This window comes from Streptomyces sp. NPDC034670, from assembly GCF_055574875.1.
The window spans coordinates 20,176-31,406 of record NZ_JBVITR010000043.1 but is presented as its reverse complement, the minus strand read 5'-3'; the positions used below and the strand labels follow the sequence as shown (position 1 = coordinate 31,406).

The window sequence follows — 11,231 nt, the reverse complement described above, 5'->3', positions numbered from 1 at the left end:
CCTGGCCTCGGCGGCCTCCGCGGTGTCGACCGCCGTCTCGGCCTTCTTGGCCGTGGACTTCCGCGTGCGGCGCGGCTTGGTCTCGGCGGCCTCGGGCTCCGGTGCGGCCTGGGCCGGGATCTCGGCGACGGCCGCTACGGTCGCGGCCGCCTCGGCGGACTCGGCGGTCCTGCGGGTCCGGCGCGGCCTGGCCTCGGCGGCCTCCGCGGTGTCGACCGCCGTCTCGGCCTTCTTGGCCGTGGACTTCCGCGTGCGGCGCGGCTTGGTCTCGGCGGCCTCGGGCTCCGGTGCGGCCTGGGCCGGGATCTCGGCGACGGCCGCTACGGTCGCGGCCGCCTCGGCGGACTCGGCGGCCTTGCGGGTGCGGCGGCGCGGCCTGGCCTCGGCGGCCTCCGCCGGAGCCGCCGGCTCCTGCGCGGTGGTCTCGGCGGTCCCCTCGACCGTGTCGGCCGTCGTCTCCGCGGCCGCGGCCCTGCGGGTGCGGCGGCGGCGCGGCTTCGCGGGAGCCTCGGAGGCCTCCCCGGGCGTGCCCTCGGCCGTCGCGACGGCCGACTGCGCCGACTGTGCGGGTTCCGCGGGCGCCGCGGACTCCACGGGCTCGACCGCGGTCGCCGCGGCCGGTGCCGCCTCGGCCGGGACCCCGCCGCGCGTCCGGCGACGGCGGCGCGGGGTGCGGACGGCCTCGGCGGCCTCCGTCTCGCTGCCGTCCTCGGCGGCCGGGGCCGCGGACTGCCCGCTCGTCCCGTCCAGCGGTACACCGCCCCGCATCCGGCGGCGGCGCCGCGGCGTACGGTCCGAGGTCTCCCGCTCGGCGGAACGGGAGTCGCTCCGCTCGCCCCGGCCACCGCGCCCGCGCGGCCCACGGCCGCCCGGCTCGCCCAGGTCCTCCAGCTCCTCCGCGTCCAGCCCGGCACGCGTGCGCTCCGAGCGCGGCAGGATGCCCTTGGTGCCCTCGGGGATGCCGAGGTCCGTGAACAGGTGCGGGGAGGTGGAGTACGTCTCCTGCGGGTCGCCGAGGTCCAGCTCCAGCGCCTTGTTGATCAGCTGCCAGCGCGGGATGTCGTCCCAGTCGACCAGGGTGATCGCCGTACCCTTCGCGCCCGCGCGGCCCGTGCGGCCGATGCGGTGCAGGTACGTCTTCTCGTCCTCGGGGGTCTGGTAGTTGATGACGTGCGTCACGCCCTCGACGTCGATGCCGCGGGCGGCGACGTCGGTGCAGACGAGCACGTCCACCTTGCCGTTGCGGAACGCGCGCAGCGCCTGCTCGCGCGCGCCCTGGCCGAGGTCGCCGTGGACCGCGCCGGAGGCGAAGCCGCGCTGCTTGAGCTGGTCGGCGAGGTCGGCGGCCGTGCGCTTGGTGCGGCAGAAGACCATGGCCAGTCCCCGGCCCTCGGCCTGCAGGATCCGCGCGACCATCTCGGGCTTGTCCATGTTGTGCGCGCGGTAGACGAACTGCTTGGTGTTCGCGACCGTGGCGCCCTCGTCGTCCGGCGCGGTGGCGCGGATGTGCGTGGGCTGCGACATGTAGCGGCGGGCGAGACCGATGACCGCGCCCGGCATGGTGGCCGAGAACAGCATGGTCTGGCGCTTGACCGGCAGCAGGTTGATGATCTTCTCGACGTCGGGCAGGAAGCCCAGGTCGAGCATCTCGTCGGCCTCGTCGAGGACGAGCGCCCTCACGTGCGCCAGGTCCAGCTTCTTCTGCCCGGCGAGGTCGAGCAGCCGGCCCGGGGTGCCGACGACCACGTCGACGCCCTTCTTCAGGGCCTCTACCTGCGGTTCGTAGGCCCGGCCGCCGTAGATCGCGGTGACGCGCACGTTGCGCACCTTGCCGGCGGTCAGCAGGTCGTTGGTCACCTGGGTGCACAGCTCGCGCGTGGGGACGACGACGAGGGCCTGCGGGGCGTCGGTGAGGTCCTCGGGCTTCGCGCGGCCCGCCTCCACGTCCGCCGGGACGGTGACGCGCTCGAGGAGCGGAAGGCCGAAGCCGAGCGTCTTGCCGGTGCCGGTCTTGGCCTGGCCGATGACGTCCGTGCCCGAGAGGGCCACGGGAAGCGTCATCTCCTGGATGGGGAAGGGGGTGATGATGCCGACGGCCTCCAGGGCCTCGGCGGTCTCGGGAAGGATCCCGAGCTCTCGGAACGTCGTAGTCAGGGTGCTGCCTCTTCCGTGTGCGCGGTGCGAGGCGAGCGCGGGGGTCGTGTAGGGACCGTGCCGGGGACGTCGGCCGCCTTACGGGCGATGCCGTAGGACACGGGACCACTGCCGACGCTCTAGCGCTCGTACCGCTGGAGGGTTCCCTCCGATCGTCGTACGCGATGTGCCGCACGGTCAGGGAGGGCTGTCGGGTCGGAGCCGATCGGGCCACCGACCGGGCATCCTCATGCAGGCGCCCGTCGAGTACGGAGAAGTACTCAGCAGGCGCATTACCACCATACCCCGGATTCGCGCACACGCCATGGCTGATGCGGTCACGTAGTCGTCGTCACACTGATCCTCCGGGGCCTTCCGGTGCCCGGGAAGCGGGCTATTGTGCGCTTCATGACGAGCTCTGACAAGCCTGACAACGCCGCGGACACCCCCGAGACCCCCGCCGGACACACCGGCGTCGCCGCCATGGACTGGTCGGCCGCCGCCGCCGACCCGCAGTACCGCGCCGCTGTCGTGGACCTGCTCGGCGCGCTCGCGTACGGGGAGCTGGCGGCGTTCGAGCGGCTCGCGGAGGACGCCAAGCTGGCGCCCACCCTGGCGGACAAGGCGGAGCTGGCGAAGATGGCGTCGGCCGAGTTCCACCACTTCGAGCGGTTGCGCGACCGGCTCGCCGGGATCGGCGAGGAGCCGACACGCGCGATGGAGCCGTTCGTCGCCGCGTACGAGGGCTTCCACAAGCAGACGGCTCCCTCCGACTGGCTGGAGGGCCTGGTCAAGGCCTACGTCGGCGACTCCATCGCCAGTGACTTCTACCGGGAGGTCGCGGTCCGCCTCGACTCCGACACCCGTGCCCTGGTGCTGGCCGTGCTCGACGACACGGGGCACGGCGGCTTCGCCGTGGAGAAGGTGCGCGCGGCGATCGACGCGGACCCGCGCGTGGGCGGCCGGCTCGCGCTGTGGGCGCGGCGGCTGATGGGGGAGGCGCTGTCGCAGTCCCAGCGGGTGGTCGCCGACCGGGACGCGCTGTCGACGATGCTGGTGGGCGGGGTCGCGGACGGCTTCGACCTCGCCGAGGTGGGCAGGATGTTCTCCCGGATCACCGAGGCGCACACCAAGCGGATGGCGGCGCTGGGGCTGGCGGCCTGACGCCGGACCGGCTTCAGGGCCCGCGGTGCCCTCGGCGGCCGGTCAGACGGTCGCCGAGCGGCCGCGGAGTCTTCCCGCGGGGCGCAGCAGCAGGGAGAGGGCGGCCGCGGAGACGGCCACCGCGCCGGGCAGCACCGCCAGCGGATTCACGGCGTCCAGCGCGGTGTGCGTCACGAAGGCGCCGAAGAGGGCCCCGGCCGCGCCGGTCGGCAGGACCAGGGAGCGGGCGGGAAAGCGGTGCGGCAGGCGGCGGGTGGCCGCCCACGCCAGAGCGAGGCCGAGGATCGCGGAGCTGAGCGCTTCCAGGAGCATGTCGGGGTCCCTCCCACACGGGCGGCCTGCTCATACCGGTCGTAGCCCGTCTTACCCCTGACCTGCGAAATCCAATCCTCTCCGTGAGGCAGCCGTGTGCACTGCGTGCACGCGGGCCGCGGCGGCGCGGGACGCGGAAGGGCCCGGTGGCACCGCGTCACGGTGCCGCCGGGCCCTTCCCGGTCGTCGCCTACAGCGCGCCGAAACCCACCTTGCGCGGGGCCGGCTCGCCGATCTCGACGTACGCGAGACGGTCGGCCGGGACCAGGACCTTGCGGCCGTGCTCGTCCACGAGACTCAGCAGCTGCGACTTCCCGGCCAGCGCCTCGGCCACCACGCGCTCGACCTCCTCGGCGCTCTGACCGCTCTCCAGAACGATCTCGCGGGGCGCGTGCTGCACGCCGATCTTGACCTCCACGGCTATGTCCCTCCGACGGTCAGTGAAGTGCGCGACCTTCCGCGCCGTACCAGCACACATTAGCCCGGTGAGGGGACGTACACGCTTCGCCCGGCCACGCCAGGAGCGAACAGTGCGCGGGAACGGACGGGCACGGTGCCCGCGGGCGCGGTCAGTGCTGCTGGTCGTTGCCGTGCAGCGGGAACCCGGCGATGCCCCGCCAGGCGAGCGAGGCCAGCAGCTGCACCGCCTGGTCGCGCGGCACGCTGCGGTCGCTGTGCAGCCAGGACCGGGCCACCACCTGGGCGAGCCCGCCCAGTCCCGAGGCGAGCAGCATCGACTCCGCCCGCGAGAGCCCGGTGTCCTCGGCGATGACGTCGCAGATCGCCTCCGCGCAGTCGTTGGTGACCTTGTCGACGCGCTCGCGCACGGCGGGCTCGTTCGTCAGGTCCGACTCGAAGACCAGGCGGAAGGCGCCGCCGTCGTCCTCGACGTACGCGAAGTAGGCGTCCATGGTCGCCCGGACGCGCTGCTTGTTGTCGGTCGTCGACGCGAGCGCGTGGCGCACCGACTGGATCAGCGCCTCGCAGTGCTGGTCCAGCAGCGCGAGGTAGAGGTCGAGCTTGCCCGGGAAGTGCTGGTACAGCACCGGCTTGCTGACGCCGGCGCGCTCGGCGATGTCGTCCATCGCGGCCGCGTGGTAGCCCTGCGCGACGAAGACCTCCTGGGCGGCGCCCAGCAGCTGGTTCCGCCGGGCCCGGCGCGGCAGGCGGGTCCCCCTGGGGCGCGCCGCCTCTGTCTGCTCGATGGCTGTCACGCCGCCTCCCATTGTCGTCCACGTGCGGTGTGAACCGCGCCGCCATCGTACTTTTCGGTAACCGTGGTGTGCGCGGCGGGAGCGCAGAATTTCACGGAGCGGACGGCGACGAAGGCCGTACGGAAGGTTTCAAAAGGTTTCACAGCGGGCAAAATGCGGCCTCCCCTGCTGGGCGAGGCCCTCCGCGGTGCTCTCCTCACCGGTAGTCGTCCTCGTCGAGGGAGACGATCCTGGCCTGTTCCACCAGGTCCGCCTCGTTGGCGCGATCGGGGTCGAGGTCGGTCAGCGGGTCGTCGCGGTCCGGCGCGATGTCCGCCTGCTGCTCGGCCGCGTCGACCACGGGCGCCTCGACGTCGAACTCCTGGTCCTCACGAATGTCCTCGTCCTCCTCGAAGGTCTCGGGGTCGGTCGGATCCACCGTCATGCCGGGCTCCCTTCCTACGAACGTCCCTGGAGAATGCAGGGGGCCACATACGGGTGCCCTCTTCACGAGCCTAGGAGACACCCGATCCGGATGCCATGCGATCCGCGGCCGGGACGTGACCCGGTGCCCGGGCGCCCTGTGACGGCGAACACGTGAATCACCGCGTGATCGTCTCGTAACATTGCCGCATGTCTTCGACCGAGCTGCCGTTGGTGCCGCCCGCAAGCGTGCTTCCCGAAGGGGCCGCCGTCCGGGTCGCCGAGGGCGAGCGGCTCAGGTCGGTGGAGCTCCCCGGGATCACGTTGTCGGTCCGGTCGAGGCCCCCCGCGCGCGAAGGGCTGCCGCCCGCCCTCTACGTCCACGGACTGGGCGGTTCCTCGCTGAACTGGTCGGCGCTGATGCCCCTGCTGGAGGACGTCGTCGACGGCGAGGCGGTGGACCTGCCGGGCTTCGGCGACTCCCCGCCCCCGGACGACGGCGACTACTCCGTCACCGCGCACGCACGCGCGGTGATCCGCTACCTCGACGCCGCCGGACGCGGCCCGGTGCACCTCTTCGGCAACTCGCTCGGGGGCGCGGTCGCGACCCGCGTCGCCGCCGTGCGCCCCGACCTCGTCCGCACGCTCACGCTCGTCTCGCCGGCCCTGCCGGAGCTGCGCGTGCAGCGCACCGCGATCCCGACGGGCCTGCTGGCGGTGCCCGGCGTCGCACCGCTGTTCACCCGGATCACCCGGGGATGGACGGCGGAGCAGCGGGTCCGCGGCGTGCTGGCGCTCTGCTACGGGGACCCCGCGAACGTGTCGCCGGAGGGCTTCCGCCACGCGGTGCAGGAGATGGAGCGGCGGCTGCGGCTGCCGTACTTCTGGGACGCGATGGCGCGCTCCGCGCGGGGCCTGGTCAACGCGTACACGCTGGGTGGCCAGCACGGGCTGTGGCGCCAGGCCGAGCGGGTGCTCGCGCCGACCCTGCTCGTCTACGGCGGCCGGGACCAGCTCGTCGGCTTCCGCATGGCCCGGCGGGCGGCCCGCGCGTTCCGGGACTCGAGGCTGGTGACCCTCCCGGACGCGGGGCACGTGGCGATGATGGAGTACCCCGGCGCCGTGGCCCTCGCCTTCCGCGAACTCCTCGCGGATGCGGCGGATTCGGGGAACGAAGAGGACACCGAGGGGGATACTGGGGAAGCGGGCGCGAAGGGCGCCCCCGGTCCGGCCGCCGACACCGGCGCGGACGAGGCCGTCGACGGCGGGGCGACCGCCGAAAACCTGAGGGGCTGAGGCGCGACGTGGGACGCCACAGTCGTCGTGGACCCGCCCCGAAGGGCGATCCCGCGGACACCACCGCAGGACGGGGCGGCCGGGACGGCCGCCCCGTCCGTGAGCAGGCCCCCGGGTCCCGGGGACACGGGACCCCGTACGGGACGCCGCAGGCGACCCCGGCCCAGGGACCCCCGGCGTACGGGACGCCACAAGGGCCCCCGGAGTACGGGACGCCGGGTCACGGCGCGCCCGGCGATGGGGGAGTGCCCCGCTTCGCCGACGGCACCCCCGCTCGCGGCATGCCGCGCCTCCCGGAGGGATGGCTTCCGGACGGGACGCCGGCGCACGGCGTTCCGTACGTGCCCGGCGGCACCCCGGCGCGCGGCGTCCCCCCGTCCCCCGACGGCACCCCCGCCCACGGCGTTCCCCAGCAGGCCCGCGGCGGCCACCCCGAGCAGCGGGAACCCGGCGGCGGCTGGGGGGAACCGGTGGGGCGGACGGCGGCCGGGGCCGGGTACGGCGTCCCGGGCGGGGTCGGCGCACCCCTGCCGCGACAGCGTCAGGCGCCCCCCGCGGGACCTCGGCGGGAGTACCTCGCCGCCTTCGACGAGGACGGCGACCTCTTCACGCCCCGCCGGCGGGCCTCCGCGCCCCCCGCGGACCCGTATGCCGCCGTCACCGACCGGAGCAGCGCTCCGGTCACCGCCGTCCCGCCGGGCCCCGACGGCGGCGCGCCGCCCAGCGGTGGGCCCGCGCGGGCCGGGGGCGGCAGGGGACGGACGTTCACCGGGATCGCGGCCGCCGCCGTCACCACGGTGCTGGCCGTGGTGGTGGCCGGCCAGGTCGCCGACGGACGCGGCGGCGACGGCGTGCAGGCACAGTCCGCCCCCGACCGGGCCCGCGACGTCCGGGGCCCCGCCTCGCGCGGGGACGACCGGGGGGCGCCCGCCGAGACGCCCGGCCCCGAACGGTTGACGTACGAGGAGCAGATGGAGCGGAAGTACCCGCTCGGCGCCACGTTCACGGGCTCGGGGAAGTTCGACGCGATCCCCGGCATCGACAAGGCTCCGGGGAGGGGCCAGAAGATCACCTACCGGGTGGACGTGGAGCAGGGCCTCGGCCTCGACGGCGAACTCTTCGCCGAGGCCGTGCACAGGACGCTCAACGACAACCGCAGCTGGGCGCACAACGGCGCCCGCACCTTCGAGCGCATCCACTCCGGCGAGGCCGGGTTCGTGATCACCCTCGCCAGCCCCGGCACCACCGCCCACTGGTGCGCCAAGTCGGGCCTGGACACCACCGTGGACAACGTCTCCTGCGACTCGGCGGCCACCGAGCGCGTGATGATCAACGCGTACCGGTGGGCGCAGGGGGCGCAGACGTACGGCGACAGGATCCACGCCTACCGCCAGATGCTGATCAACCACGAGATCGGCCACCGCCTGGGCTACGGCCACGTCACCTGCGACAAGGACGGCGACCTCGCCCCGGTCATGCAGCAGCAGACCAAGTTCGTGGACCACGACGGCATCGACTGCCGGCCGAATCCGTGGCCCTACCCGAAGGGCTGACCCTCCAGCTCCTCTAGCAAGGCCGAACGCGCCCCGCGCGGGAAAGTTACGCCTGTTCACCCCTTTTGGTGGTGCGACGGACAACCGTCCGTCGCACCACCGCCTTGTCCGCATACGTTCGTCCCGCTGCGAGCCGCCGGACGACGGTGGCTCCCCAAGCGGGAGATCGGGGGTGCACACGTGCGTATCGGACTGCTCACGGAGGGTGGCTATCCGTATGTGGGCGGTGGCGCCGGGCTCTGGTGCGAGCGCCTCGTGCGCGGACTCGGACGACACGAGTTCGGGCCACACGAGTTCGACGTCTACGCGTTCAGCCGCAGTGAAGCCCAGGAGGACGCGGGCTGGGTCCCGCTGCCGCCGCAGGTCGGCAGGGTGCGCACCGCGCCGCTGTGGACGGCCGAGGACGACGGGGTGGTGTACGGCCGCCGCGCGCGCCGGCGCTTCACGGAGCACTACGGCGAACTGGCCGCCGTCCTCTGCACGGCGGCCCCCGCCGCACCCGGAGCCGCGCCGGACGCCGCCGCCGAGGCGGACCGTTTCGCCACCGCGCTGAGCGGCCTCGCCGAACTCGCCCGCGACGAAGGCGGCCTGACGGCCGCGCTCCGCTCCGAGACCGCCGTACGCCTCCTGGAACGCGCCTGTCGTGCGCCCCGCGCCCTGCGCGCCGCGCGCGAGGCCCGGGTGCCGGATCTGCTGGCCGTCGCCGCGCACCTGGAGCAGGCCCTGCGCCCCCTCTCGCTCGACTGGTACGGGGAGGACGGACTCGGCGCGGTCGACCTGTGCCACGCCACGGCCGGCGGCGCGGCCGCCCTGCCGGGCCTGCTCGCCCACCACTTCTTCGGCGTCCCGCTGCTGGTGACCGAGTACGGCGTGCGCCTGCGGACGCACTACCTGACCCGCCCGGACTCCTCCTGCGCGGTCCGCTCCCTGCTCGCCGCCTTCCACGGCCGGCTCGCCGCCGAGACCTACCGCCGGGCCGCGTTCATCACACCGGGCAACGCCCACGCCCGACGCTGGCAGGAACGCTGCGGTGCCGACCGGGCGAAGCTCCGCACGGTCCATCCCGGCATGGACGCCGCGCCCTTCGCCGAGGTCGGCGAGTCCCGGGAGGGCGCGGACCCGCGCACCCTCGTCTGGGTCGGCCGGGTGGAGCCCGCCAAGGACCTGGTCTCGCTGCTGCACGCCCTCGCGGAGATCCGCGAGGAGGAGCCCGGGACCCGCCTGCGGATCGTGGGCGGCCCGTCCGGCCCGGAGGGGGCCGACTACCTGGGCCACTGCAAGGCGCTGGCCGCGCAGCTCTTCCCGGACGAGGCGGAGGGCCCGCACGCCGTCGGCGACAACCCGGTGTCCTTCGAGGAGATCGGCGGCCCGGACCTGCCCACCGTCGCCGACGCCTACGCCTCGGGCGCCGTGGCCGTTCTCTCCAGTGTCGTCGAGGGTTTCCCGACCGGGCTGGTCGAGGCGATGTTCTGCGGACGCGCCACGGTCTCCACGGACGTCGGCGCCGTCGTGGAGGCCGTCGGCGGAACGGGCCTCGTCGTCCCGCCGCGCAACCCGCGGGCGCTCGCCGACGCGTGCGTGTCCCTGCTGCGCGACCCCGCGCGACGGGAACGCCTCGGAGCCGCCGCACGCGCCCGCGCACTCGAGCTGTTCACCGTCGAGCAGAACGTCGCGGCGTTCCACCGCCTGTACCTGGAGAGCGTCGCGCGCACCCCGGTCCGCCGCCTCCTGCTGGACGGCGGCGGCGACCCCCTGCCCTTCGCCGCCCCCGCCGAGGCCCACGTCCCGGGCCACTGGACCGATCTGACCCCGCGTGCCGTCCCCGCCTGGGCGAGGAACGCGCCCGTGCGCGCCACCGCGCCGGCACCCGTGACGGAGGCAGTCCGATGACCGACCTCGGCGCACTGCACCGCGGGATGACGGAGCCCGGCGGACCGCGGCCCTCCGGGCCCGCCCCCCGCCGTGGCGCGGCCGACCCGGTCAAGGCGCTGCTGCACCGCCACCGCGAACTGTGCGAACGGGCCGTGGACCCCCTGGAGATCGCGGCCGGCCTGGAGGCCCACGGCGTCACCGACCGGACCGCCGCGCGCTTCCGCCACCGGGACGTCTTCTCCCTCGCGGAGGAGTTGTACGCTCGCGTCCCGCGCGACGGCGACAGCCGGCCCGCCACCGCCGCGGCGGTCCCCGGGGCGCGCGCCGACTGGATCGTCCTCACCCTGCTCCCCGGAGCACTGTGCCTCGCGACGCTGACCGCCCTGCGCCTCACCCACGGCCAGACCCGCCTCCTCGCGGTGACCGCCGGCGTCCTCGCCACCGCCCTCGCCCTGCGCGCGGCACTGCGCCGGGGCCCGCTGAGCCCCGGCACCCCCGCCCCGGCCGCCGCGCGCCGCTCCCCCGCGGCGTTCTGGACCTGCTGGCTCGTCGGCTACGCGCTCCTGGGCGACGGCCTGCTCGACGCCGCGATCACCGGCGGTCCCGACGGCCCGCCCACCGGCGCCGCGGAGGGGGACTGGCCGCTCACCGCCGCCCCGGTCCTGGCCCTCGCCCTGTCCTGCGCACCCGCCGCCTGGACCGCCCACCTCCTCTCCGCCCGCGCCCGCCGCAGGCTCGCCTCGAGCCGGGGCCTGGAGGACTTCGCCGCTTCCGTCCGGCCCGTGCTGCTCGGCGCGTTCGCCCTGTTCCTGTGCGCACTGGCAGCCCTCCTCGCCCTCTCGGCCGCACTCCTCGACGAGCCCTTCGCCCTTCCCCCGACCCTCGCCCTGGGCGCGCTCCTCTTCCTGGCCCGCCTCCTCTCGGTCCACGGCTTCACCCACGCCCCGAGGGTGGTCCTCACGGCCGCGGCCACCGCCCAGGCGGCGGCCCCGGCCTCGGTCTTCGCGGCCCGCCTCCCCGGCTGCGCCCCGCTGGCCGTACCCGTGGACACCCTGGCCGCCGCCTGGGGCCCCGCCGCCGTCCCCACCCTCATCTGCGGGGCGGCGGCCCTGACCCTCCTGGTCCACGCCTCCCGCAGACTCACCCGGGCCTCGGCCCACACCCGCCCGGAGCAACCGCGGTGACCGCCCGAGCCCTCCGCGCGGGCCGAGCAGGAGGGAGCCGGCCCCCCGCACGGCGCGAAGGCGGACCGCGCCGGCGCGTCCGGCGGTCGCGCGCGGCCGCG

Annotated in this window: 10 protein-coding genes; 5 read left to right on the top strand and 5 right to left on the bottom strand. The window is 75.1% G+C overall.

Annotation, left to right across the window (positions count from 1 at the left end):
* Nucleotides 1-2,061, bottom strand: a 2,061-nt coding sequence (locus ACZ56B_RS24725) for a DEAD/DEAH box helicase (protein ID WP_468794697.1), incomplete at its 3' end; no start/stop codon positions are given.
* Nucleotides 2,062-2,541: 480 nt separating this feature from the next.
* On the opposite strand from ACZ56B_RS24725, the gene ACZ56B_RS24720 reads away from it, so the two are divergent.
* Complete coding sequence (locus ACZ56B_RS24720; protein WP_468794694.1) at nt 2,542-3,297, top strand: ferritin-like domain-containing protein; 756 nt, start codon at nt 2,542-2,544, stop codon at nt 3,295-3,297.
* A 42-nt stretch (nt 3,298-3,339) separates the two neighbouring features.
* Here the strand turns inward: ACZ56B_RS24720 and ACZ56B_RS24715 are convergent, their stop codons facing one another.
* The 4 genes from ACZ56B_RS24715 to ACZ56B_RS24700 form a co-directional block, all read right to left on the bottom strand.
* Nucleotides 3,340-3,609, bottom strand: coding sequence for a hypothetical protein (locus ACZ56B_RS24715; protein WP_468794691.1), 270 nt, complete (start codon nt 3,607-3,609; stop codon nt 3,340-3,342).
* 190 nt (nt 3,610-3,799) lie between these two features.
* Nucleotides 3,800-4,027 carry a DUF3107 domain-containing protein gene (locus ACZ56B_RS24710; protein ID WP_159535660.1) on the bottom strand — a complete coding sequence of 76 codons (228 nt, stop codon included), beginning with the start codon at nt 4,025-4,027 and terminating at the stop codon, nt 3,800-3,802.
* 151 nt (nt 4,028-4,178) lie between these two features.
* On the bottom strand, nt 4,179-4,823 hold the full coding sequence (locus tag ACZ56B_RS24705) for a TetR/AcrR family transcriptional regulator (protein ID WP_468794687.1): 645 nt from the start codon (nt 4,821-4,823) through the stop codon (nt 4,179-4,181).
* A 196-nt stretch (nt 4,824-5,019) separates the two neighbouring features.
* The gene (locus ACZ56B_RS24700; protein ID WP_468794684.1) at nt 5,020-5,247 is read right to left on the bottom strand and encodes a hypothetical protein; all 228 of its coding nucleotides are present in this window, start codon (nt 5,245-5,247) and stop codon (nt 5,020-5,022) included.
* A gap of 188 nt (nt 5,248-5,435) precedes the next feature.
* Between ACZ56B_RS24700 and ACZ56B_RS24695 the strand changes: the two genes are divergently transcribed.
* The 4 genes from ACZ56B_RS24695 (at nt 5,436) to ACZ56B_RS24680 (ending at nt 11,130) form a co-directional block, all read left to right on the top strand.
* A complete protein-coding gene (locus tag ACZ56B_RS24695) occupies nt 5,436-6,521 on the top strand; it encodes an alpha/beta fold hydrolase (RefSeq protein ID WP_468794681.1) in 1,086 nt (361 codons plus the stop codon).
* Nucleotides 6,522-6,529: 8 nt separating this feature from the next.
* Nucleotides 6,530-8,074: a DUF3152 domain-containing protein gene (locus ACZ56B_RS24690; RefSeq protein ID WP_468794678.1), complete on the top strand. Its 1,545-nt coding sequence runs from the start codon at nt 6,530-6,532 to the stop codon at nt 8,072-8,074.
* 180 nt (nt 8,075-8,254) lie between these two features.
* Complete coding sequence (locus tag ACZ56B_RS24685) at nt 8,255-9,964, top strand: DUF3492 domain-containing protein (RefSeq protein ID WP_468794675.1); 1,710 nt, start codon at nt 8,255-8,257, stop codon at nt 9,962-9,964.
* Nucleotides 9,961-11,130, top strand: a complete 1,170-nt coding sequence (locus ACZ56B_RS24680) for a hypothetical protein (protein ID WP_468794672.1) — start codon at nt 9,961-9,963, stop codon at nt 11,128-11,130. Before ACZ56B_RS24685 ends, ACZ56B_RS24680 begins: the two co-directional genes overlap by 4 nt.
* Nucleotides 11,131-11,231 lie beyond the last annotated feature (101 nt).

Coding starts and splice junctions, on each gene's coding strand:
- ACZ56B_RS24720 (WP_468794694.1), top strand. CDS start 2,542: ATGACGAGCTCTGACAAGCCTGACAACGCCGCGGACACCCCCGAGACC.
- ACZ56B_RS24715 (WP_468794691.1), bottom strand. CDS start 3,609: ATGCTCCTGGAAGCGCTCAGCTCCGCGATCCTCGGCCTCGCTCTGGCG.
- ACZ56B_RS24700 (WP_468794684.1), bottom strand. CDS start 5,247: ATGACGGTGGATCCGACCGACCCCGAGACCTTCGAGGAGGACGAGGAC.
- ACZ56B_RS24695 (WP_468794681.1), top strand. CDS start 5,436: ATGTCTTCGACCGAGCTGCCGTTGGTGCCGCCCGCAAGCGTGCTTCCC.
- ACZ56B_RS24680 (WP_468794672.1), top strand. CDS start 9,961: ATGACCGACCTCGGCGCACTGCACCGCGGGATGACGGAGCCCGGCGGA.